Source organism: Bacteroides muris (ex Afrizal et al. 2022) (genome assembly GCF_004793475.1).
Taxonomy (GTDB): domain Bacteria; phylum Bacteroidota; class Bacteroidia; order Bacteroidales; family Bacteroidaceae; genus Bacteroides; species Bacteroides muris.
In genome coordinates, this window is sequence record NZ_SRYZ01000004.1 from 94,362 (window position 1) to 117,870 (window position 23,509).

The window sequence follows — 23,509 nt, forward strand, 5'->3', positions numbered from 1 at the left end:
ATGATTGGGGTATTTGTTAAACCTAAGTATTTAGTATTTATGAGAAATGTGATGAAGTATTTGGGCATTATGTCAGTATCGCTGGCATGTGCCGGACCTCTCTTTGCAACAAGCGTACAGCCGTTTGCAAGTGTCACTGTCGTACAGCAGAGTGTAGTTACTGTGAAGGGCCAAGTGGTGGATGAGAAAGGCGAGCCCATCATCGGTGCCAATGTCATTGTGGAAGGTACGACAAACGGTATGATTACCAATCTGGAGGGTAACTTCTCCTTGCAGTGTCCCGTAGGTTCTACGCTGAAGACCAGTTACATCGGTTATCTGGCGCGAACGGTCAAAGTAACCGGGAATATGAATGCTCTGAAAATTACTTTAAAGGAGGATACCGAAACCTTGGATGAGGTGGTTGTTGTGGGCTACGGTACGATGAAGAAATCCGACCTCACCGGTTCTGTGGCTTCCGTGAATGCGGAGGAGATGATGAAGCGGAATCCGGTGAACTTGGGACAAGGTTTGCAGGGAGCTGCGGCAGGTGTATCTGTCATCCGTTCTTCCGGTGACCCGGAAGGAGGTTTCTCCATCCGTATCCGCGGTGTGGCAACCGTGAATGGCTCTGCCGACCCACTCTATGTAGTGGACGGTGTGCAGGTGGGAACTTCCATCGATTTCTTGAATCCTAATGATGTAGAGTCCATCGAAATTCTGAAGGATGCTTCGGCTACGGCAATCTATGGTACCCGCGGTGCCAATGGTGTCATTATGATTACTACCAAGAACGGCGGTAAGGGTAAGGCAAAGGTGAACTTCTCGGCCAACTATGCCCTTCAGTTCAATTCGAATAAGATTGATGTGGCTGACGCGGACTTGTTTGCAAGCGCTGTACGTTCCGCCGTCAAGAATGACGGTATTGCCATGACCAATCTGGCGTATGGCGAGGATTACATAGGCAGGCTGAACAGCATTGACTGGCAGGACGAAATGTCACGCACGGCATTACAGCAGAACTATAATCTTTCTGCTTCGGGAGGCAGCGAAAATACCCAGGCCAACTTATCTCTGGGTTACTTGAACAATCAAGGTATCGTGATTGAATCGAATTTTAAACGCTTGACGGCACGCGCTAATATCACCCACAAAGTGAAAGACTTCCTGCATGTAGGCTTGAACTTGAACTATGCGCATTCGGAAAAGATGGGAGGAGGCAACCTGAGAAATTATGCACAAGCCATTCCAACCATGGATTATGTAGAGGACGGTGTTTTCTATTCCATGCCTATTGTGTTGCCCGACGGTACTTGGGGACATTACAAGAAAGAAGGTAACGGTGACGTGAACAAGGGAGCTGACAATCTGGTTGCTGCTGCCAGGACTGCCGACAGCATCAATAAATGGGACCGTTTGCTCGCCAGTGCTTTTCTGCAGCTCGATTTGTACAAAGGATTGACTTTCAAGACCATTGCCAGCTATAATTATTATACCAGAGGTTATAATGGCTATACGGCTTACAATGACAGAACTTTTGGAACTCAAGACCGTAAGGACTCGTTCTCGCTGAATCAGAGCCAGTCTACCTCACTTGGTCTGGAAGCGTTCTTGAACTATGACTGGTCCAATGAGCACCACCGCGTAAGTGCAATGGCCGGTTTCTCTACCAGCGATACGAACGGTGCCTGGCTGAATTCCAGTGCCAACGATTTCCCGGCAGATAACATCCGCCAAATTTCATTGACCAATGATCCTTCTTCCAAGCAAACGGATGGCGGGCTGGACCTGAAGACAAGATTCCTTTCTTACTTCGGCCGTCTGACTTATACTTTGAACGACCGCTATATTGTGACTGCAACGGTACGCCGCGACGGTTCTTCGAACTTTGGTGCCGGCAATCGTTACGGTACATTCCCTTCCGCTTCTGTAGCTTGGCGTCTTTCCGAGGAAAGGTTCATTAAGGATTTGGAACTGTTCAGTAACTTGAAGTTGCGTGCCGGATGGGGACAGACCGGTAATGCGGGCAATGGTACCAACTTGTCCATTGCACAGTTGTCTTCGGCAAATGCAATGTACTGGTTCTTTAATGGTTCGAGTGTGATTAACGGTGCCGGTATCGCCCAGCAGAAAGAAATTGATACCAACCTGAAATGGGAAACCAATGAGCAGACAAATATCGGTATTGACTTTGCCTTTATGAACAATGAGCTTTCTTTCTCTGCCGATTACTTTATCCGTGACGCAAAAGACCTGCTTCTGTATCGTCAGATTCGTCCTTCCACCGGTTTCGCCAATGTCTATACTAATGCGGGACATATCCGTAACTCAGGTTTCGAGTTTACTGCTGCATGGAACAAGAGCTTCAGCGATTGGAATATCGGCATAAGACTGAATGGGTCTACTCTGAAGAACGAGGCTATTGAAGTCGGCGATCCGATATTCAGCAAGTCAGGTTCAGCACAAGATGGCGACAACTGGGACAACCACTCCATTACACAGAACGGCTATCCTGTAGGTTCCTACTATGGCTGGAAGGTAGAAGGTATTTTCAGAACCCAGGCCGAAATTGATGAAATGAATAGGCTGGCGGTTGAAAAGGGAGTTGAAAGTGGTGTATATCAGGACAAGACTACCCAGCCCGGCGACTATAAGTTTGTTGATTTGAATGGTGACGGGCAGATTACCGATGCCGACCGTACTGTTATAGGCAATGGATATCCCAAGTTCACTTACGGAATGAACCTTACCGCTTCCTGGAAAAACTTTGATTTCTCAATGAACTTGTACGGTGTAGCCGGTATGGATATCCTTTCTTATTCTTCGGCCCGCTTGACCTCTGTCTATGCACCCGACGGCGGTTATCAGAATGTACTGAAGGAATATATCAATAATGCATGGTCGTCTTCGAATACCGGTGCCAAATATCCGCGTATCACCAAGACAGACTATAATAAGAATATGCGTGTGTCCGACGCTTACATCCAGAAGGGGGATTATCTGAAGATTTCAAATATTCAGATAGGATATACATTCCCGAAGAATGTGCTGAAACCGGTGAAAATGGAAAATGCACGCGTATTTGCCAGTGTCGACAATGTATGTACCATTTCTTCGTACAATAAGTTCGGTGATCCGGAAGTCGGTGACTCCAATGTATTGTATTCGGGATTTGACGGAGGACGTTATCCGTTCCCGATGTCGGTTACTTTCGGTCTGAGTGTACAGTTCTAATACTAACGGATAAAAAATATGATTATGAAAAACTTATATAAACTGTTGATCGGTGTGCTGGTCTTAAGCACCGTAACGTCTTGTGACGATTATTTGGAAGTGGATCATTACGATATTCTTCCGGCGGATTTCATGTTTAAGACGGAGGAGAATGTTCTTTCCGGACTGAACGGACTTTATGATACCTTTTATACGGACCAGCACGGTTCCGGTGATGACGAGACATGGGGATTCAAGCCTCAGGTATTTGCTGCCAACCATTCTACGATGGACTGTCAGGCTTCCGGTTGGGATGCGGAATGGCAGCGTCATGCCTGGAAACCCGATAAGGGTTCCCTGGAGACTGCATGGCGGATGAGTTATCGTGCAGTGGACCGTGCAAACCGTTTCCTGGCTGGCCTGGAGACAGCGGATGCCTCTATATTTGCGGACAGCAATTCCAAGACCGTTTATGAAGCGCAAGCACGTGCCATCCGCGGTTATAACTACCTTTACCTGACGAAACTTTTCGGAAGGGTACCGATGTTGCTTACCGGTGAAACCTATACTACTTCGGTAGGAAAGGCACGCCCGGAATCCGTGGATGAGACTTATGCGGCTATCGAGGAAGATTTGTCTTTTGGACGCGACCATCTGGATTGGTTACCCATGAATGGTGAATACGGACGTATAACCAAGGGGTTCTGCAAAGCTTATTTGGCCGAGCTGTATATGTTGAAGAAAGACTTTACGAAAGCCAAGACGGAACTGAAGGATATAGTGGACAGCGGAACCTATTCATTGGAGCCCTGCTTCGGTAACCTTCATGCCTGGGATACACATTGGACTAAAGAGTCCGTATTTGAGGTGATGTATCATGAACAAGGATATATGGGTTGGGGAGCCGATTCGTCTTCAGATGCCATGATGTGGTACGGATATATGTGTGCGGCACCCGAATGGGGAGGCTGGGGTTCTCTCTGTCTTTCTTGGGAGTTTGTACGTTCCTTTGAACCGGGTGACAAACGCCGCCAGTACTCTGCTGTTGCCAAAGGGGATACGCATCCTATTACCGGGCAGACTGTAGGGGTGACAAGTGGTTTTGACGGTCTTTTCCAAGGTTCCGAAAATATGCCTACTGTTTATTCCTTGAAATACTGGAGATGCAAGCCGGGTGAGAACAACAAGGTGTTCAATCCGATTTCGTTGACTCTGAAGCGTTATGCAGGCATCATGCTCGACTATGCAGAATGTTGTTTCGAGACAGATGACAACGCTACCGGATGGAACATGATACGTCAGATACGTAACCGCGCTTGGGGTAATCTGGAGATGGAAGCGACAATGACTGACCTACCCGCCGACATGTTGAATACCCAGACGGTGGAAGTGCCGGATGCAGAGACCTATTATACAAGCTATAAGGCAGCCAAAGGCTATACTTCTCCGGTATGGAAGGTGGCGCTGATTATAGAGCGTCGCCATGAATTCAATGCCGAGTTCTCGCTTTACCATGATTTGTGCCGTATGGGTATGTGTAAAGAATGGTTTGCCGCCGAATATCCGAAGACAGCAGCCAACTCTTCACAAGAGGCTTGTCTGCAGACCGGTGACTCATTCCGTTTCTTTGAGCACGAGGCTTATCAGGAAATCTTCCCGATTCCGACGAATGAGATTTTGACGAATCCGCTCATCAATCAGGAAGACCAGAACCCGGGATATTGATAAATTATAGATAAACACTTAATAATAAAATATTTGTGAGTGAAATGTCAGGCACCGGTCGTTGTTATGATAGATGTCAGTGTCTGTCGTGATGAAAGCCAGTGTCTGACATGATAAACACCAGTACTTGAGACGACGAACACCAGTCTCTGATAAAAGGGGAGTTATACAAGGAAAAGTTTGACGGTTTTAGAGAATAATTATGGAAAGGAAGATGTTTTATTGGATAGCACTGCTGGTTGCGTCTTGTCTGGCAGGCTGCCGGTCGCATTCAGGGGAGACAGATATGCAGACACGCATGCGTACAGAGATTGTCACGAATGTCAGGGACAGCGTGTTGCCGTTTTGGATGGATTATGCAGTGGCTCCCGACGGCGGTTTTTATGGAACTGTATTGCGGAATGGTACTCCGGTAGTGGATGCTCCGAGAGGAGGGGTTCTGAATGCCCGGATTCTGTGGAGTTTTTCTGCTGCATACCGTACATTTGGAGATGAATCTTATCTGAAACTTGCCAACAAGTCTCAGCGCTATTTTATCGATACATTTATTGATAAGAAGAACGGTGGGGTGTATTGGTTGGTCAACCCCGATGGTGAAGTAGTGAATGCCTCTAAGTATACTTATGCCATGACTTATGCTATTTATGGATTAGCAGAGCACTATCTGGCGACGGGTAACGACGAAAGTCTGAAAACTGCTATTAGTTTGTATCATGTCTTGGAAGAAAAAGGTCGCGAACCGCAATATGACGGTTATGTGGAATCCTTTACCGAAAATTGGGAAAAATTGGAGCAATATGATAATAACGCTCCCAAGACCATGAATGCCCATCTGCATGTGTTGGAAGCTTATACTCTTTTATATCAGTGTTGGAAGGACAGCAGTTTGAAGAAAAGGCTTGAGTTTTGCGTCGATTTGTTCATGAACCGCATTTACGACCCGTCAAGGAGGCATTTCAATCTGTTCTTTGATAATGAGTGGAATAGTCTGGTCGAAATGGATTCTTACGGACATGATGTTGAGACTGGATGGTTGCTTTGTGAGGCTGCCCGTACGCTGGAAAATCAGGACCTGATAGAACAGACAAATCAGCTTGCATTGGATGTGACGGAAGCTTGTCTGGCTGAAGGAATGAGTGATAAAGGCTATATGATTTACGAGAAGAAAGGTGACAGAAAAACCAAGCATGCCTCATGGTGGGGCCAGATTGAAACGATGATAGCTTGTGTCAATGCTTGGCAAATCAGCGGGAGTGACGTTTATCTACAATCGGTTGATACGGTCTGGACTTTTGTCAAAGACCATATGATAGACAAGGAATATGGGGAATGGTATAGCGACTGTTTCGACGGAGAGCCTAAAAAGGAAGCTCCCAAAGTGAGTATGTGGCGTTGTCCATATCATACGGTACGTTTGGGAGTGGAAATGTATAATCGTTTAAAATAATATGTATGAAGAAATTGATAATAGGTGCGGCATCGCTGATGTTTTGTGCAGGTTTGCAAGCCCAGGACTTCAAGATTAACCCGTCGGGGTATTTTGAAAACCACGGGGCCAATGTGATGGTGTTCAGTGATGTTTATCCCGAAGGACACCAGGGAGGTGTCACTTTGGTTTTGAATGGAGACCGCAGGGCCGCAGGCGGTGATGTGCGTTTTGAGATTTCGCAGGGACAATGGCAGGGATTGCCCAAGATGCGGAAACGGGTGGTGGATGAGGTCGCTAACGAAATCCGTGTCACACTGAGCTATCCTGACTCGTCCAAGCATATGGCGGGTTTCAATCCGATGCTCTATCCGGATTTTGCTTTCGGCTATACTATTAAGGTGAAAGGGGAGAAGGACTATTTGGTATTGACTGTTGATTTGGACCGGCCGGTTCCGGAACGCTTTGCCGGGAAACTCGGTTTCAATCTGGAGTTGGTGCCTTCTACTTTGTTGGGCAAGCCTTGGATAATGGATAACCAGACGGGCGTTTTCCCTCATCAGGCGATGGGACCCACGATGAAGCAGACCTCTAATATGGAACATATCGGAGATTTCAATCCTAAGGGGAAAGCCAGCCTGGACCAGTTGCTTCTGGACCGGAAGACTTATAATCCGATGATTGCCGATGATATTGTCTCTGCTCCTCTTGCCGCGGGAAAAAAGTTTGTGCTCAATCCGCAGGATGAGTTGGCAAAGATTATGATTGAGAGTGAGAAGGGGGATTTGATGCTGTATGACGGACGGATAAACCATAATAACGGTTGGTTTGTACTTCGTTCGGAATTTCCGGCAGGAACGAAAGGGGATGCGGTAAAATGGATTATCCGTCCCACAGTTACCAAGGAGTGGCGCTATGCACCGGTAGTACAGACTTCCCAAGTGGGTTATCATCCCGGACAGAAGAAAGTGGCTGTCATCGAATTGGACAAACGGGATACGGATTTCCGGCAACCTGCCCTCTACCGTATTGCAGCCGATGGCAGGAAACTGGTGAAGCAGCAGGCTGCCAAGGATTGGGGAGATTTCCAGCGTTACCATTATTTGCAGTTCGACTTTACGGAAATTACGGAAGAGGGACTTTATCAGGTGATGTACGGTGATGTGGCTTCTCCGGTGTTCCGTATTGCAAAGGATGTTTGGGATAAAGGAATCTGGCAGGCGGAGGTGGAATATTTCCTGCCGGTACAGATGTGTCACATGCGTGTCAACGAGAAGTATCGTGTATGGCATGACTTCTGTCACCAGGACGATGCCCGAATGGCCCAAACGAATATCAATCACATTGACGGATATAGCCAGGGACCTTCTACTCTGTGCAAATATCAGCCGGGCGATCTTGTTCCGGGATTGAACGTAGGCGGTTGGCACGATGCAGGCGATTATGACCTGCGTGTGGAGTCGCAGGCAGGTGAAGCCTATATCCTCGCTATGGCTTGTGAGAATTTCGGCGCCTACTGGGACGAGACTTCCATTGATTTCGAAAAACGGATTGTAGAGATACACCAGCCTGACGGGAAAAACGACTTGTTACAGCAAGTGGAAAACGGGGCTTTGACCGTAGTAGCCGGTTGGAAGGCATTGGGACGCCTCTATAGAGGAATTTTGTGTCCTACTGTACGGCAATATGCACACTTGGGAGATGCTTCGGCCCATACTGATCATGTCAGTGGAACGGCTGATGACCGTTGGGTGTTTACGGAAGACAATCCGGGACGTGAGTTACAGGTGGCCGCTTGGCTGGCAGGTATTTCACGCGTGCTGAAGGGACATAATGATACTCTGGCGGCAGATTGTCTGGAAATAGCCCGTGAGCTGTTTAAGATTACACGTTGTGATAACAATTGGATACTGACAACGAAAGTACATGCCGCCGTAGAGCTTTATCTGGCAACGAAGGAAGCCGGGTACCGCGATTTCGTTTTGCAGCAGCAGGATTTCATCTGCAAGAATATCCGTCAGACGGGCTGGTTCATCGGACGGTTCGACCAGGCTGTGGGCAATGTCCGTTTCAGCAAGGCTATTCGTAAGGCATTGCCGGAGTTACAGGCCATGTATCAGGAGTATAGCAGTAAAACTCCGTATGGAGTGCCGCATGACAGAGGTAACCGTTCTTCCGGTTCATGGGAGCCTCAGCATTTGGGCTATAACTACTGTTATTTACATGCTGCTTATCCTGACTTATTTACACCGGACTACATTTTTAATGCCGTCCAGTATCTGCTGGGTATGCATCCGGGACGTAACCAGGCAGCTTTTGTAACGGGGGTTGGTGCCGAAACGATGAAGGCCGCCTATGGTGTCAATCGTGCTGATTGGTCTTATATCCCGGGTGGAGTTTCTCCGGGTACTAATCTGATTCGTCCCGATCTACCGGAACTGCTTCATTTTCCGTTCTTGTGGCAGGAAGGTGAGTATTGCCTGGGTGGACATGCTACGTGGTTTATGTATATGGTATTGGCGTCTAATAAAATATTGAATTGCAATGAATAGTAAAATAAAGGTAGATAAGTTTGTAATTGTAGTTTTTCTGCTCTGCATGGTTTGTAATATGACCATGCAGGCAAAAGCTTACGAGAGTTTCAAAGTATCCATTTATGTCCGTGCTTACGAGGTAGACAAGATGAAGGACATCCATTGGCTGGATTCTACCTGGAATGTGATTTCACAACAGTTGGAAGTGGACAAGATTTATCTGGAAACACACCGGGACTTGCTGGTTGTGGAGGATGCCACTCTGGAGCAGGCAAAGAAATTCTTTCATGACCGGGGTATAGAGACAGCTGGAGGTATTACCTATACCATCAACGAGGCAAACAGTTTCGAGACATTCTGCTATTCCAATCCCGAACACCGCAAGATGGTGCAAAAGATTGCGGAACACACGGCGAAACACTTTGATGAGTTTATTCTGGATGATTTCTTCTTCACCAGCTGCAAGTCCGACATAGAAATAAAGGCAAAAGGAATGCAGAGCTGGACGGACTACCGCTTGAAGCTGATGACCGAGGCCGGTCGTGACCTCGTGCTGAAACCTGCCAAGAAAGTGAATCCTCAGGTAAAGGTGATTATCAAATATCCCAACTGGTATGATCACTTTCAAGGTTTGGGATTTAATTTGGAGGAAGGTCCCCAGCTCTTTGACGGTGTCTGGACCGGTACTGAAACAAGGGACCCGGCAGGTAATCAGCATTTGCAGAACTATCTGAGTTATAATATTATCCGTTATTTCGATAACCTGCGTCCGGGTTATAACGGTGGGGGATGGGTCGATGTAGGTGGACTGAACATGGGTATGGACCGGTATGCCGAACAGCTTCATTTGACCATGCTTGCCAAGGCTCCCGAGATTATTCTCTTTGCCTATCACCAGCTTCTGGATGTGAAGTTGTCTCCTAAATACCGTACTCCCTGGCAGGGAATGGGTACCAGCTTTAACTATGATGAGGTGACCGCTCCCATCCGGTTGGAAGACGGCTCTTTGGTAGAACCTACCACGATGGCCCGTATAGCCGGTGTTGTGCTGAAACAAACGGATAAGTTGATTCATAAGCTGGGGAATCCGGTGGGTATAAAATCCTACAAGCCTTTTCATGCCGCCGGTGATGATTTCCTTCAGAACTATTTGGGCATGATAGGTTTGCCGATGGATATGCGTCCTGTTTTTCCGGAAGACCAGCAAGTGGTTCTGCTGACTGCACAAGCTGCGCAAGATACGGAAATCGTGGCTAAAATCAAGAGACAACTGCAAAGCGGACGTGATGTGGTGGTGACAAGCAGTTTGCTGAAAGCCATTCCTGAGAAGCTTGCAGAGATAGCCGAGTTGCGTTGTACTGACTTGAAAGCCCTTGTCAATGATTTCGGCCGTCATGGGCAGTCCGGACGTGACTTATTGATTCCGCAGGTGCAGTATTATACGAATGATGCTTGGGAGATGGTCAGTGCCGGTCGTCCGCTGACGGGTGGAGTTTCGGGCTATCCTATTCTGTTGAGAGCCCCGTATGCTACCGGTAATCTGTATGTTCTTACCATTCCCGACGATATGGGGAGTTTATATGATTTTCCGGCAAAAGTCTTGAACGAGATTCGCCGCATTATGAGTAAGGATATGGATGTCTATCTGGAGGCTCCCTCCAAAGTCGGATTGTTTGTGTATGACAATAAAACACTGGTGGTGGAGAATTTCAATGATGAACCGGTGGAAGTGCGTATCGTTACCGATGATGGGGTGACGAGGTTGGGAAATCTGGAGAGTGGGGATATTCTGGCTCCCCTTCCTGCCGAACCCGTACAGAGCAGGCGTCTGGTGACACCAAAGAACTCTTTCCGTTTGTCATTACTGCCCCATTCGTATAAGGCTTTCCAATATAAGTGACGGATAAGAAGATTGTTGGATAGTTATTCAGAAGGGTTACGGGAGGTCGGTTCCACAATGGGCCGGCCTCCCTTGCTTCCAGTCATCCGTGAGAATGCTTGTGTTCTTTCAATATCCTGTGCGGCAGTGTCCCGTGCCCCAGCAACTCTATCGGGCAGTTGAAGTTGCGTTCAAGCCATTCTTCCGTAACGCCGGTATCGGGATGGTAGTCCAGGGTTTCGTTTACACAGGCAATTGACTTGACTTGCTGCAGCACCGTGCCGATGTCGTGGCTGACGAGAATAATGGCACAATCCTTGTTTATCTCTGCCAGCAGCTCGTAGAGGCGGGCTTCGAAACGCTTGTCGATGTATGTGTTGGGTTCGTCGAGAATCACTGCCTGCGGGTCGGATATGATGGCACGGCCCAGGAGGGCGCGTTGCAACTGTCCGCCGCTCAAGGCACCTATGGCGCGTTGTTCCATGCCTTCCAGTCCCATGCGGGCTATCACATGGCGGGCCTTTTCCCGGTGTCGGGCGGTGAAGCGCGAAGTAAGCGGCTTCTTGCTGCTGAGGCCTGAAAGGATGACTTCTTCTACTGTAATGGGAAACTTCCGGTCGATACTGCTGTACTGGGGTAGATATCCCATGGATAATCGAGCATTGAGGGGGGGGCATTGAGAGCCGACTGATTCGGGCAACGGGGAACAGGGATGATAAAGTATCTCTCCGGCAGTGGGTTTCAGCAGTCCCAGTATGCATTTGATAAGCGTAGTCTTTCCGCCACCGTTGGGACCGATGATGCCCAGAAAATCATGTTCGTAGATAGTCAGGTTTATATCATGCAGTACAGTCCGGTTATCGTATCCGGCACTGAGGTTCTTTATCTCTATAATGGGGGATGCAGGCATAGCTTCTTCTTCGTTAAATGGACAGAATCATCGTTTATTCTTTTACAAGCGCTCTGGCGGTATTCATCATCTCCTCCTCCCAGTCGTATGAGAGGGGATTGATATCCGCCACCCGGGTTCCGGTCTGCCGGGCGATGAGTTCGGCATTGCTGCGGTCGAATTCCGGTTGTACAAAGATGACGCGTACCTTCTCTTTCTTGCAGGAGTTTATCAGGTTCTTCAGATGGGCGGGAGAGGGTTCCTTTCCACCGGCTTCGATAGGAATCTGGTGCAGGTTGTAGTCGCGGGCAAAGTAGGAAAGTGCCGGATGATAAATCATGAAGGCACGGTCGGCACTCGGGCTGGAAAGCATCTGGCAGATGAGGCTGTCTGTATGCTCTATCTGCCGGATGAGTGCGTTGTAACGTTCCATGTAGGCGCTTTTATTGGCTTTGTCTATGGCACAGAGTGCATTCAGAATGTTTCCGGCAATGATTTGGGCGTTGATGGTGGAATTCCAGATGTGTGGTTCCACACCACCGGCATGTGCATGCTCCTCGTGTGCATGCCCGTCTTTATGATGATGCGCATGAGTATCGTCCAGAATAAGTTCCACATTCTTGGACATATCGAAGAATTGCAGGTGGGGAGCGTTGTCCGTCAGTTTTTCCGTCCATGTCTGTTCAAAACCGATGTATCCGATGCGGAAATAGGCCTTGCTTCGGGCAAGGTCGACAAGCTGCTGGGGTGTGGGATCGTAGGTTTCCGGACTTGAACCTTTGGGCACCATGCTGACGACGGTGAATTCATCACCGGCAATGGCTTCGGTGAAATACCGCAGCGGTTCGATGGTGACGGTAATCACGGGTTTATCGTCATTCTTCTTCTTGTTCTGTTGGCCTTCTTGCTTGCACGAGAAGAGCAAGGTGGCTATGAGGAGTAAAAAACAAAACTTTTTCATTTACAATCTATTATTTACAATTTGCAATTTGGCGGGGCCGTGGCAAGGGGCATCAATTATCTATTTTCACTTCCTCTTTCCTTCCCCTCAATATCTCCCGTTTTCCTCCGGGGGGGCCCGGAAGACGTTCTACCTTGAATCCTATGGCTTGCAGCATGCGGCGTACCACCCCTTTGGCGCAGTAGGTGGTCAGCACGCCGTCGGTGCTCATGGCAGCATGGATATTCCGGAAGACTTTTTCCTCCCACATTCCCGGTTGCTTTTCGGGTGCAAAGGCATCGAAATAGACAACATCGAACGGAGATTTATTAATCATTAACAAGTTGTCAATGCTTATTGTTTCGACATCTGCCCGCACTTTTTTCAGTGTGAAATAAGGAGTTATGGCGACTTCTTCTTCCCACGCAGCCTGATGCAGTTCCTCGAACAGAGGATTGTCGCTATATTTCAGCGCATCTACCTCCGGCCATGCAAGCGGATAAAGTTCGATGCCGGCATAGTGCACATGTTTCTTTTCCTTTTCGGCAGTTTCTAGTGTGAGCAGGGCATTCAGCCCGGTGCCGAAGCCGATTTCAAGGACATGCGGGCGGACAGTAGCGGATGCCCTCAGTCCCATGTCGATGAAGATGTGCTGTGACTCTGTACGTGCCCCCTTTACCGAATGATAATGTTCATTCAGTTCCGGTACAAACAGTGTCGCACTTCCGTCTTCCGTCTTCTCTATGATTCGTTGCATCACTTCTGCTTTTGTTGAATGTTTTTATTTAGTTTAATTCTCTGTGATTCAGCGTGTTGTTGTGCCTATATATCCAGCGTGCTGCATCTATACATCCAGCACGTTGCATCTATACATCCAACGCGTTGTATCTATACATCTATTGCTCAAACTCACTACATGTCAATAATTCATCATCGAAATGGCTCCTTGCAGTGCCCACAGCATAGCTATGTAGCGCACCAGTTTCCCTGCAAACATGGACGTGGTGGTCAGCATCAGATTACTGCGCATGAAGCCCAGTGCAATGGCTATGGCCTCTCCCACAAAAGGCAGAAAGGCGAAGAAAGCCATCAGTGCCCCTTTCCCTTGGAGGAAATGCTGCATCCGTTCTATCTTTTCCCTTTTTACCTTGAAATATTTCTCAATCCAGTCTATACGTCCCAGACGTCCCATGTAGTAGCACGTCATGCCTCCCAGCGTATTTCCCAAGGTGGCGGAGAGTATGCACAGTGCCGGGCTCAGACCGACCTTGACCAGTGCTACCATCACTATCTCGGAACTGAACGGAATGATGCTTCCTGCCAATAGGGCAGAGATGAACAGACCGACATATCCCCAGTCAATTAGCAGCTGTACGAGTGTATCTACAAAAGCGTCCATATGTTGAATCCTAATAGAATGAATAATCCGATGAATGCACAAATGAAGAATATATTGGAACTGCGGCTATTTGTCAGTACAAACAAGTGTCCTGCCAGGATGCTGACACTGATGAGCAGGAAGGACATCAGATGGACACATAATGCCGGTTGCAGTCCGATATAGACAAAGATGCAGAAATTCAGCAGGATGAGGAAGTGCAGATAGCTGCGGGTACGTATCTTGTCTTCATAGCCGGCAATAAGGCAGTGTGCCGCGCTGACGATGAACAGAACAAGGAGATACCCGAGGGTGGCGAGTTCCCACGGCTGATAGTCGAACCGGACGGGAGCGAAGGTTGCCAGTTCGCGGAAGGGCTGGCGGAAGAGTTCCATTTGTCCGTGATAGAAGGCGTGTCCCAGTAACAGCCAGTAGGGTACGCTCCATCCTACCAATGAAGCGAAGAAGCTTTTGGGTTGGAGAGACTGGAAGTTGTAGGCGCCTATCCAGAAGATGGGGACAAACAGCATGAGCTGCGGAAAAAGCAGGCTGCCCAGTCCGATGAAGAAGAAGGCGTGGAAGAGACTGCCTGTGGGCCGTACCTGCTGGTAGCTTCTGAAGAGGAAGAACAGTGCCACAAGGAAGGAGGCGGCTGCCAAGTCTCCCGCATACAGCATGTGCAGGCTGGGGCAGACGGATATCAGCAGAAGGTAGACAGAAGTCTGTACCGATGCCCGCATCCGGATGATGGCAAACGTATTGTTAAGCTGTATCAGGAAATACCCGATGACGGCATACAGAATGAAGCTGAAGAGACGGTTTGCCCAGGTGGGGATGCAGAAGTTGCAGAATGTTTCCCAAAGGGAATATCCGTTTTGCTGTGTCTCCGTCTCGGACAACAGAACGGCGGTCAGTGTCCAGCAGGATACTGAAATCAGGATAGCGGCGGGTAGTGTGAACCGCCCTGCCGTTATCCGGTTCTGGAATCGTTTGGTTCTCATAAGCTTCTTTCCCGGTCCCTCCCCTGTAGGGAGGGGAGGTTGGTTACTTCTGTTTTATGTTTACTGTTTATCTTATTCACAATCTGTCCTTTGTTCCCCTCTGCCTGCGTAAGCTTCTTTTTTTCTGTTTACATTTACAGACCATCCCTATTCCCCTCCCTATGGGGGAGGGGTTAGGGGAGAGGCTCTTATAAGTCAAATCCGATGTCGCGACGGAAATACTTCTTCTCGAAGTCTATCATGTCGGCTACGCGGTAGCTCTTCTGCAAAGCTTCTTCCTTTGTTTCGCCATAGGAGCAGACAGCGATGACACGGCCACCGGCGGTTACGGTCTGCCCGTCTTTCGTGGCCGTTCCGGCATGGAACAAGATGCTGTCGGTCTGGGCGGCGAGGTCGAATCCGGTCATTGCCTTGCCCTTTTCGTAAGCTTCCGGATATCCTCCGCTCACCAGCATGACGCAAGCGGCTGTGCGCGGGTCGAATTCCAATGCACGTTGGTCGAGGTCGCCTTTGGCAACGCCTTCGAGCAGGTCTACCAGGTCGCTCTTGATGCGCAGCATCACACTTTCGGTTTCGGGGTCGCCCATGCGGACGTTGTATTCAATCACCATAGGTTCGCCCTTCACGTTGATAAGTCCCAGGAAGATGAAGCCTTGATAGCCGATTTCTTCTTCCAGCAGGCCGTTTACGGTAGGTTCGATGATGCGGGTGCGTACTTTTTCCATAAATGTTTCGTCGGCAAAAGGCACGGGGGTAACGCTGCCCATACCACCGGTGTTGAGGCCTTTGTCGCCTTCGCCGATACGCTTGTAATCCTTGGCTACGGGCAAGACCTTATAGTGGCGGCCGTCTGTCATCACGAACACGGAACACTCGATGCCGCTGAGGAATTCTTCAATGACTACCGTGGCGCTGGCATCGCCGAACATGCCGCCCAGCATTTCCTTCAGTTCTTTCTGAGCTTCTTCCAGCGTGGGCAGAATCAGTACGCCCTTGCCTGCACACAGCCCGTCGGCCTTCAGAACGTAGGGCGCTTCGAGGGTTGCGAGGAAATCGAGTCCTTCCTGCAAGTTGTCGGCAGTGATGCTTTTGTAGCGGGCAGTGGGGATGTTGTGGCGCATCATGAAGCCTTTGGCAAATTCCTTGCTGCCTTCCAGAGTGGCACCTTTGGCGGTGGGGCCGATGATGTCAATATGGCGGGTGGCAGGGTCTTCCTTGAAGCTGTCGAAGATGCCTTGTACCAGGGGGTCTTCGGGACCCACAACAATCATGTCGATTCCTTTCTCAAGGGCAAAGGTCTTGAGTGCGGGAAAGTCTGTCGCCTTCAGGTTCACATTCTCGCCTGCTTCGCCTGTACCTGCATTGCCGGGAGCGATATATAGTTTCTCTACTTTCGGGCTTTGGGCAATCTTCCATGCCAGAGCGTGTTCGCGGCCACCGGAGCCTAATAATAATACTTTCATGATTCCATTTACAATTTACAATGTACAATTTACAATCGGGCTGTGCTACGTGACAGGCAGATGGTAATCTGTACAAGTGTTATACTTTTAATGATTTGTTTCGCTTTATGATTCCGTTTTACAATGTATAATCAGGCTATACTGTGATACTGCATAGCAGATTGTACATTGTAAATGGCAAATTGTACGTTAAAGATAGTCTTCAAAATATCTTGTTATCTTCTCGTGCAGATGCACACGGTCGCGTCCCAGAACGTTGTGCTTGTGCGTGGGATAGATGAACAAATCGGGATAGGTGCGGGCATCCACGCACGCCTTCATGAACGAAAGGGCATGCTGCGGCACGCAGGTGTCGTCATGGTCGTCGTGTATGATGAGCAGATGTCCTTTCAAGTTACCGGCAAGGTTTTTCAAGTTCGTCTGCTTGTAGCCTTCCAGGTTCGCTTGCGGAGTGTCCATATAGCGCTCACCGTACATTATCTCGTAGTATCCCCAGTCGATAACCGGTCCGCCGGCAACGCCTACCTTGAAAATTTCGGGATAGCGCAGCATCAGTGCCGTGGTCATGTGTCCTCCGAAGCTCCAGCCGTGCACGCCGATACGCTCTCCGTCCACATAAGGCTGGCTTTTCAGAAATTCCACACCCTTCACCTGGTCCTTGCCCTCTTCGATGCCCAGCTGGCGGAAGGTGGCGTTTTCAAACTCCAGTCCACGGTTGCTGCTGCCACGGTTGTCGAGGCTGAACATGATATAGCCTTTGTTTGCCATGTAGATGTCCCAGCCGCGGGCATTGTTCATCCAGCCGTTCGTTATCATCTGGGCGTGCGGGCCGCCGTATACGTAGACGATGGCGGGATACTTCTTTGCCGGGTCGAAGTCGGCAGGCTTTATCAGGCGGTAGTACAAGTCTGTCTTGCCGTCGGCGGCTTTGATGGTGCCTACTTCTATGCTGGGCATTTCAAAGCCCTCGTAGGGATTCGTGGCTACCAGCAGATTTGCGACCTTGTCGTTCTGGGTCGATACGATGTCGATATTGCGGGTAATCCGGGGAGTGGAATAGCGGTCTATCAGGTAGCCTCCCGATGCAGATAACAGAGGGCGGTGCACTCCTTCGTTGTTACCCACTGCGGTGAGCTTGCCATTGTTTACGTTCACCTTATATATATTGCTTTGCAGGGGCGATTCCTTGGTAGCGGTGAAGATGACTTCTTTCTTCTTCTTGTTGAAGCCGAGCACGTTCTGCACCAGCCAGTCGCCTTGCGTCAGTTGCTTCACTTTGCAGCCCTGACGGTAAGTGCCTCCTGCGGATGCAGAGTGTGTCTCGGGATACATCTGGTTTTTGGTATCCATCAGATACAGATGGTTGTAGCCGTCGCGCTGACTTTGGTAGATGAATTTGCTGCTGTCCCAAGGCAGAAAGAGGATGGGCTGCTGGGGTTCCACATATTTGGGATGCTTCTCTTCGTAGAGGATGCCGTTTATGGGCTCTCCGGTTTCTGCGTCGTACTGGCGGAGAACGGAGTGGTTCTGGTCGCGGTTCAGCTCTATCAGATAGAGGCTTTTCCCGTCCGGTGCCCAGGTAATGTTGGTGAAGTAGCGGTCTTTGGGGGCTCCCATGTTCAGGTAGATGGTCTTTTGGGTGGCAGGGTTATAGATACCTACCTCTACTTCGTGGCTCAGCATGCCGGCCATGGGGTAGCGTATCATGTCCGTTACGGCTATTCTTGACGTGATGTCCACCAGCGGATAGGGGGTGACCATGCTTTCGTTCATCCGATAGAAGGCAAGCAGGTCTCCCGACGGGCTCCAGAATGTGCCCTTCGAGATGCCGAACTCGTTGCGATGTACGCTTTGTCCGCAGACGATGCCTTCGGGTTCGTTGGTCACGCGCTGTCCGTTCACGTAGAGATTGTTCTTTACGGTGTAAGCCAGGTTATGGCTTGCAGTGTTGTAGTCGTAATTGGCTGCAGGCTCTTTGGGCAGGTCATCGCGTCCGGTCACAGAGTCCATATGCCAGTTGTAGACGGCGTAGCGTTGCGGTAGGGGGAGCAGGACTTCAGTATTCTCCGCCCAGGGGAACTTCAGATTGTAGAGGTGCGACAGCTCTTTCAGTCCGGCGGCTTTCAGGGCGCGGTTCACGGTTTCGCGGGTGAAAAGTACTGTCTCTTTGCCGTTTTGCGGATTCACGGCCTTTACTTTGTCTATGTCCGCAATGATACAAACATCACCCCACCATTGCAATCCATGCAGGTTTTCGGGGGTACGATACGTTTCGCCTCCGGGAATCAAATCTTCCAAAGTCGGCTTTTTCAGTTCTTGTGCCATAACGTTTGTTGTAAACAGAGCAGGCACTGCCATCAACAGTGCAAGAATGCTCTTACTTATTTCCTTTGCATTCATTCTCCTTGTCATTGTTTTTGTTGTTCTCTTTTCTGAATACTTTCACTTCTACTCTGCCTGTCGGGGGTGCTTCTCACTTGTATGGTAGCACTGAGTTTGGCAAAGCCTTGCTACAGATATCTGTGACAGGGGTGATTTTCATGTTTTTGGTGTTTTGATACATCCCCCTTGAATTTCAATAATCTACGACGCTAATCAGGAAAGTTCCTTCATTGTTTATCTTCCGTCTCCCTTCTTTTTCTTTCCGGGTAAGACTCTCCCGATTTCGGTCTGCGTTCTCCGCCGAATTCACGTCTTTCCCTCGGTTTGAACTCCCGTTTTTCCCCGTCTTTGAACTCTCTTCTTTCCCTTGGACGGAATTCGCGTTTCTCGCCGTCTCTGAATTCTCTCGGTCTGCGTTCGCCGCTGAATTCACGTTTTTCCCTATTAAATTCGCGTCTTTCTCCACCGAATCTCGGACGGGGCTCCCTTCTTTCTCCGGGCTTGAGCTCTTTCCGTTCTCCCCCGGCCGGACGAAACTCTTTGCGTTCCTTGCTCAGCTCCTCGCCTTCGGCACGGAATTCCTTGTACTTTCCGTCGAAGATTTCGTACTGGCGGAATTCACATTCCAGCGCACCGTTGAACAAAGGAATTTTGGAGGTGGCTTTCAGCCCGATCTGGTCGAAGCACTCTTCGCGGTAAGAAAGAATCCACGCAGTGTTGCCCGTAAAGGCATGTTTCAGGCGCTCGCCAATCATGGAGTAAAGTCCCAGCAGGTCGTTGGTAGAGATACGTTCGCCGTAGGGCGGATTGGTGATAATGATGGATTTCTCCGCAGGTTGCTCGAATTGCTGGAAAGGTTGGAGCTTCAGTACTACATCCTTGCTTACGCCGGCAGCCTTTATATTGTGTGTGGCAATTTCGTTTGCCTTCGGGTTGTTGTCGTAACCGTATATCTTATGCGTAAATTCGCGTTCCTGGCTGTCGTCATTGTAGATGGTGTCGAACAGCTCCTGGTCAAAATCCACCCACTTCTCGAAAGCAAATTCCTTGCGGAATACGCCCGGAGCGATGTTGCGTGCAATCAGCGCCGCTTCAATGGGAATGGTTCCCGAGCCGCACATCGGGTCTATCAGGTCGCATTCACCACGCCAGCCGGTCATCAATATCATGCCGGCGGCCAGCACCTCATTCAGTGGGGCCTCTACTGCTTCCTGGCGATAACCGCGGCGGTGCAGCGATTCGCCGCTGGAGTCGAGAGAGAGTGTACATTTGGTTTCGGCAATGTGTATGTTCAGCAGCACGTCCGGTTTGTTGACACGCACGCCGGGACGTTCGCCGCTCTTCTCACGGAAATAGTCCACGATGGCATCCTTCACCTTGTAGGAAACGAACTTGGAATGACGGAACTCCTCGCTGAATACAACCGCGTCCACGGCAAAGGTCTTGTCCGTATCCAGATAGTCTTCCCATCGGATGGCTTTAATCTGTTCGTAAACCTCGTCGGCATTCTTGGCTGTGAAGTGTTTGATGGGTTTCAGTATCCGGATGGCTGTACGCAGGCAGAAGTTTGCCTTGTACATCATTTCCTTGTCTCCACTGAAAGATACCATGCGGCGGCCTATTTCTATATCGTTGGCGCCCAGTGCAGTCAGTTCTTGCGCCAGTACCTCTTCCAGTCCTTGGAAGGTTTTGGCAATCATTTCAAAAGATTGTTCGCTCATCTATTTATTTACTATTTTACTGTTTTTATTCTGTTGTTTATCAGTAGTTTGTCTCCCGTTTGCCAGACACTGGCGTCTGTCGGCTCAGACACTGGTGTCTGTTGCGTTGAACACTTGTGTCTGACGTGACAGACACAAGTGCCTGTCAGATGCAGCAATATTGCCTTTTAAGCAGGATTCCGGGCTTTTCATTTCTTCGCCTTTGTCTGTACAATTCTCGCTCCTGCCGGAACGTCCTCCGTCACCCAGATGTTGCCGCCCACGGTGGCTCCCTGTCCGATGGTGATGCGTCCCAGTATGGTGGCGTTGGAGTAGACTATCACATTGTCCTCCAGTATGGGATGGCGGGGAATACCCTTGATGGGCTTGCCGTCCTCGTCCAGCGGGAAGCTCTTGGCACCGAGGGTCACACCTTGGTACAGCTTCACGTTGTTGCCGATGATGCAGGTCTCGCCGATTACCACGCCCGTACCGTGGTCGATGGTGAAATAACCGCCGATTTCTGCTCCCGGATGGATGTCGATTCCCGTTTCACTGTGCGCCATTTCGGTGATGATGCGGGGAATGAGGGGAACACCCAACTTGAGCAGCTCGTGTGCGATGCGGTAGTTGCTGATGGCGCGGATGGCCGGGTAGCAGCTGATGACTTCGCCGAACGACTGTGCGGCGGGGTCACCGTTGTAGGCAGCCTCCACATCTGTGGCAAGCACCCGTCTCATTGCCGGCAGGTTGCTGATGAACTTGGCAGCCAGCAGGGCGGCTTCTTCCCGTTGCAGCTCGGTGCAGCAGTTGCATTCGCCGTCGCCTGCGAAGCAGAGGCCGGCAAGGATTTGTTCGGTCAGCAGGTCGAACAGGCGTTCTACATTGACACCGATATGGTAAGTCACCGTTCGGCTGTTGACCGTGGAATTTCCGAAATATCCGGGGAAGATGATGGCTCGCGCCAGTTCGATGATGTCGCGCAGCACTTTTGCCGAAGGCAGCGGGTTGCCGTCCGTATGCTGGTGAAACAGTCCCTTGTATGACTCGCTTTCCGATAGCTCATCGACTGCTTGTGTCAAAATGTGGGTAAAGTTGAGTGGACTCATTATGATATCCTTAAGTTTAAAAGTGGCAACAAAGATAGGAAATCCTCGTCAAATATCCTACATATCCCTCATTTATAGTATGTATTTACCATATTTGTGGTATTTCCCGCGAACCAATTCCGCGCTACTTTTGTCTCATAAGAAATGACCCGGCTTTTTCCTTTAAGGGAGTTGCCGGGAAGTTGTCTATAGTAATTATCAAGGAGTAACTTCGGCAAAACAATCAGGTTACTCCCGATAACTTCCCGGCAACTCCCTTAACTGAAAGAGCCGTGGGCGAATGAGTAATTTAACATATATGGGTATGAAGAAGATAGCAGACCGCCTCACCGATCTGGTAGGCAACACTCCCTTGCTGGAGTTGAATAATTATAACAAGAATAAGGGGCTGAAAGCCCGTGTCATCGCCAAATTGGAATATTTTAACCCTGCCGGCAGTGTGAAAGACCGCGTGGCGCTTGCCATGATAGAAGATGCCGAGGCAAAAGGGCTGTTGAAGCCCGGTGCCACCCTCATCGAACCTACCAGTGGGAATACGGGCGTGGGACTGGCCTTCGTGAGCGCTGCCAAAGGCTACAGGCTGATACTGACGATGCCCGACACGATGAGCCTGGAGCGCCGCAACCTCTTGAAAGCTCTCGGTGCGGAACTGGTGCTGACTCCGGGTGCCGACGGTATGAAAGGCGCCATAGCTCGTGCCGAAGAACTGAAAGCTGCCAGCCCCGGCTCGCTGATTTTGCAGCAATTCGATAATCCTGCCAATCCGGCAATGCACGAGCGTACTACGGGACAGGAAATCTGGCGTGATACAGACGGCCGGGTGGATATTTTTGTGGCCGGTGTAGGTACGGGAGGCACGGTGAGCGGTGTGGGTGCAGCCCTGAAGGCCAACAACCCAAAGATAAGGATTGTGGCTGTGGAGCCCGAAGATTCTCCCGTACTTTCCGGTGGGAAGCCCGCTCCCCATAAAATACAAGGTATCGGTGCCGGATTTGTGCCCAAGAACTATAACAGTGCCGTGGTAGACGAAGTGCTGCAGGTATCCAATGATGATGCCATCCGTACGGGCCGCGAACTGGCGAAGTATGAGGGATTGCTGGTCGGCATCTCTTCGGGAGCTGCCGTTGCTGCGGCTGCCCGCCTGGCCAGACTGCCCGAAAATGAAGGAAAGACGATTGTAGCGCTGCTGCCCGATACGGGAGAACGGTATCTTTCGACGCTGTTGTATGCGTTTGAGGAATACCCGTTGTAGAAGTAAGCATTTCTGCCGGTTATCCGCTTCATCAATGCGGAGCAGGTAATCGGCAGATGGTATTTACAGTTCGCTCGGTCTTAATCCGAACGACCGGCAGCTCATTTTCTCTACTTTCACTTCCCATATCTTGACATTGCGTACGGCGGGTTCGGCATATTTGCATTCATTCTCCGTATATTGCTTCATCAGAATGTCGAGTACGCGTCGCTTCTCTTCCATGTCTTCCACGAAGTGTACTTTCCCGCGGCAGATGACACTGCGCGACTTCATGCTGTAGCTGCATGCCACTTGCTGGTGCATATAGACCAGCTCGTGTCCTTCGCAGAAGGTGATGCAAACTTGCGGGTGCTTTGTTACCATCTCCACTTTACTGCCTTCCGGGCCGGAATGCAAGTATATTACCCCGTCTTGATAGGCAAAGTTCATGGGAATCGCATATGGGTTTCCTTCAAGGTCTGTGATGCCCACTATGCAGTATGGGCATTTACGGATAATTTCCTCAATCTGTGTAGGGTCTGTAATAGTAATTGTCTTCATGTGCAAAGCCTCACCCCCGGCCCCTCTCCGAAAGAGAGGGGAGTGGGGAAGTGGGGATATTTAATATTATAGGGTTATTCTTTATTTCACTTCACTCAA

Annotated in this window: 16 protein-coding genes; 6 read left to right on the forward strand and 10 right to left on the reverse strand. The window is 49.7% G+C overall.

The window, feature by feature from the left end; genetic code table 11:
* Positions 1 to 39: 39 nt before the first annotated feature.
* The 5 genes from E5355_RS03320 (at position 40) to E5355_RS03340 (ending at position 10,777) form a co-directional block, all read left to right on the forward strand.
* Positions 40 to 3,213: a SusC/RagA family TonB-linked outer membrane protein gene (locus E5355_RS03320; protein WP_246866880.1), complete on the forward strand. Its 3,174-nt coding sequence runs from the start codon at positions 40 to 42 to the stop codon at positions 3,211 to 3,213.
* 24 nt (positions 3,214 to 3,237) lie between these two features.
* The gene (locus tag E5355_RS03325) at positions 3,238 to 4,917 is read left to right on the forward strand and encodes a RagB/SusD family nutrient uptake outer membrane protein (RefSeq protein ID WP_136009171.1); all 1,680 of its coding nucleotides are present in this window, start codon (positions 3,238 to 3,240) and stop codon (positions 4,915 to 4,917) included.
* A gap of 202 nt (positions 4,918 to 5,119) precedes the next feature.
* Positions 5,120 to 6,364, forward strand: coding sequence for an AGE family epimerase/isomerase (locus E5355_RS03330; protein WP_136009172.1), 1,245 nt, complete (start codon positions 5,120 to 5,122; stop codon positions 6,362 to 6,364).
* Positions 6,365 to 6,369: 5 nt separating this feature from the next.
* Positions 6,370 to 8,895: a glycoside hydrolase family 9 protein gene (locus E5355_RS03335; protein ID WP_136009173.1), complete on the forward strand. Its 2,526-nt coding sequence runs from the start codon at positions 6,370 to 6,372 to the stop codon at positions 8,893 to 8,895.
* Positions 8,888 to 10,777, forward strand: coding sequence for a hypothetical protein (locus tag E5355_RS03340; protein ID WP_136009174.1), 1,890 nt, complete (start codon positions 8,888 to 8,890; stop codon positions 10,775 to 10,777). Before E5355_RS03335 ends, E5355_RS03340 begins: the two co-directional genes overlap by 8 nt.
* An 82-nt stretch (positions 10,778 to 10,859) precedes the next feature.
* Here E5355_RS03340 and E5355_RS03345 read toward each other — a convergent pair whose 3' ends face one another.
* From E5355_RS03345 to epsC, 9 genes are all read right to left on the reverse strand, one after another.
* Positions 10,860 to 11,666, reverse strand: coding sequence for a metal ABC transporter ATP-binding protein (locus tag E5355_RS03345; protein ID WP_136009175.1), 807 nt, complete (start codon positions 11,664 to 11,666; stop codon positions 10,860 to 10,862).
* A 34-nt stretch (positions 11,667 to 11,700) separates the two neighbouring features.
* Positions 11,701 to 12,606, reverse strand: coding sequence for a metal ABC transporter solute-binding protein, Zn/Mn family (locus E5355_RS03350; protein ID WP_136009176.1), 906 nt, complete (start codon positions 12,604 to 12,606; stop codon positions 11,701 to 11,703).
* A 52-nt stretch (positions 12,607 to 12,658) separates the two neighbouring features.
* On the reverse strand, positions 12,659 to 13,342 hold the full coding sequence (gene mnmD, locus E5355_RS03355; RefSeq protein ID WP_136009177.1) for a tRNA (5-methylaminomethyl-2-thiouridine)(34)-methyltransferase MnmD: 684 nt from the start codon (positions 13,340 to 13,342) through the stop codon (positions 12,659 to 12,661).
* 162 nt (positions 13,343 to 13,504) lie between these two features.
* A complete protein-coding gene (locus tag E5355_RS03360) occupies positions 13,505 to 13,984 on the reverse strand; it encodes a YqaA family protein (RefSeq protein WP_136009178.1) in 480 nt (159 codons plus the stop codon).
* Positions 13,969 to 14,964: a hypothetical protein gene (locus E5355_RS03365; RefSeq protein ID WP_136009179.1), complete on the reverse strand. Its 996-nt coding sequence runs from the start codon at positions 14,962 to 14,964 to the stop codon at positions 13,969 to 13,971. The genes E5355_RS03360 and E5355_RS03365 overlap by 16 nt, the downstream gene beginning before the upstream one ends.
* 188 nt (positions 14,965 to 15,152) lie before the next feature.
* A complete protein-coding gene (gene purD, locus E5355_RS03370) occupies positions 15,153 to 16,427 on the reverse strand; it encodes a phosphoribosylamine--glycine ligase (RefSeq protein WP_136009180.1) in 1,275 nt (424 codons plus the stop codon).
* A gap of 189 nt (positions 16,428 to 16,616) precedes the next feature.
* Complete coding sequence (locus tag E5355_RS03375) at positions 16,617 to 18,827, reverse strand: S9 family peptidase (protein WP_136009219.1); 2,211 nt, start codon at positions 18,825 to 18,827, stop codon at positions 16,617 to 16,619.
* A gap of 209 nt (positions 18,828 to 19,036) precedes the next feature.
* Positions 19,037 to 20,530, reverse strand: a complete 1,494-nt coding sequence (locus tag E5355_RS03380) for a THUMP domain-containing class I SAM-dependent RNA methyltransferase (protein WP_136009181.1) — start codon at positions 20,528 to 20,530, stop codon at positions 19,037 to 19,039.
* 188 nt (positions 20,531 to 20,718) lie between these two features.
* Positions 20,719 to 21,618: a serine O-acetyltransferase EpsC gene (gene epsC, locus E5355_RS03385; RefSeq protein ID WP_136009182.1), complete on the reverse strand. Its 900-nt coding sequence runs from the start codon at positions 21,616 to 21,618 to the stop codon at positions 20,719 to 20,721.
* 304 nt (positions 21,619 to 21,922) lie between these two features.
* On the opposite strand from epsC, the gene cysK reads away from it, so the two are divergent.
* Positions 21,923 to 22,870 carry a cysteine synthase A gene (gene cysK, locus E5355_RS03390; protein ID WP_136009183.1) on the forward strand — a complete coding sequence of 316 codons (948 nt, stop codon included), beginning with the start codon at positions 21,923 to 21,925 and terminating at the stop codon, positions 22,868 to 22,870.
* Between the two features lie 63 nt (positions 22,871 to 22,933).
* Here cysK and E5355_RS03395 read toward each other — a convergent pair whose 3' ends face one another.
* Complete coding sequence (locus E5355_RS03395; protein WP_136009184.1) at positions 22,934 to 23,410, reverse strand: pyridoxamine 5'-phosphate oxidase family protein; 477 nt, start codon at positions 23,408 to 23,410, stop codon at positions 22,934 to 22,936.
* Between the last annotated feature and the right edge of the window lie 99 nt (positions 23,411 to 23,509).

Bases quoted from the DNA above. Each gene is read 5' to 3' on its own strand.
- E5355_RS03350 (WP_136009176.1), bottom strand. From the start codon at position 12,606: ATGAAAAAGTTTTGTTTTTTACTCCTCATAGCCACCTTGCTCTTCTCG.
- E5355_RS03320 (WP_246866880.1), top strand. From the start codon at position 40: ATGAGAAATGTGATGAAGTATTTGGGCATTATGTCAGTATCGCTGGCA.
- E5355_RS03345 (WP_136009175.1), bottom strand. From the start codon at position 11,666: ATGCCTGCATCCCCCATTATAGAGATAAAGAACCTCAGTGCCGGATAC.
- E5355_RS03395 (WP_136009184.1), bottom strand. From the start codon at position 23,410: ATGAAGACAATTACTATTACAGACCCTACACAGATTGAGGAAATTATC.
- E5355_RS03335 (WP_136009173.1), top strand. From the start codon at position 6,370: ATGAAGAAATTGATAATAGGTGCGGCATCGCTGATGTTTTGTGCAGGT.
- purD (WP_136009180.1), bottom strand. From the start codon at position 16,427: ATGAAAGTATTATTATTAGGCTCCGGTGGCCGCGAACACGCTCTGGCA.
- E5355_RS03380 (WP_136009181.1), bottom strand. From the start codon at position 20,530: ATGAGCGAACAATCTTTTGAAATGATTGCCAAAACCTTCCAAGGACTG.
- E5355_RS03325 (WP_136009171.1), top strand. From the start codon at position 3,238: ATGAAAAACTTATATAAACTGTTGATCGGTGTGCTGGTCTTAAGCACC.
- mnmD (WP_136009177.1), bottom strand. From the start codon at position 13,342: ATGCAACGAATCATAGAGAAGACGGAAGACGGAAGTGCGACACTGTTT.
- E5355_RS03375 (WP_136009219.1), bottom strand. From the start codon at position 18,827: ATGAATGCAAAGGAAATAAGTAAGAGCATTCTTGCACTGTTGATGGCA.
- epsC (WP_136009182.1), bottom strand. From the start codon at position 21,618: ATGAGTCCACTCAACTTTACCCACATTTTGACACAAGCAGTCGATGAG.
- cysK (WP_136009183.1), top strand. From the start codon at position 21,923: ATGAAGAAGATAGCAGACCGCCTCACCGATCTGGTAGGCAACACTCCC.
- E5355_RS03360 (WP_136009178.1), bottom strand. From the start codon at position 13,984: ATGGACGCTTTTGTAGATACACTCGTACAGCTGCTAATTGACTGGGGA.
- E5355_RS03340 (WP_136009174.1), top strand. From the start codon at position 8,888: ATGAATAGTAAAATAAAGGTAGATAAGTTTGTAATTGTAGTTTTTCTG.
- E5355_RS03330 (WP_136009172.1), top strand. From the start codon at position 5,120: ATGGAAAGGAAGATGTTTTATTGGATAGCACTGCTGGTTGCGTCTTGT.
- E5355_RS03365 (WP_136009179.1), bottom strand. From the start codon at position 14,964: ATGAGAACCAAACGATTCCAGAACCGGATAACGGCAGGGCGGTTCACA.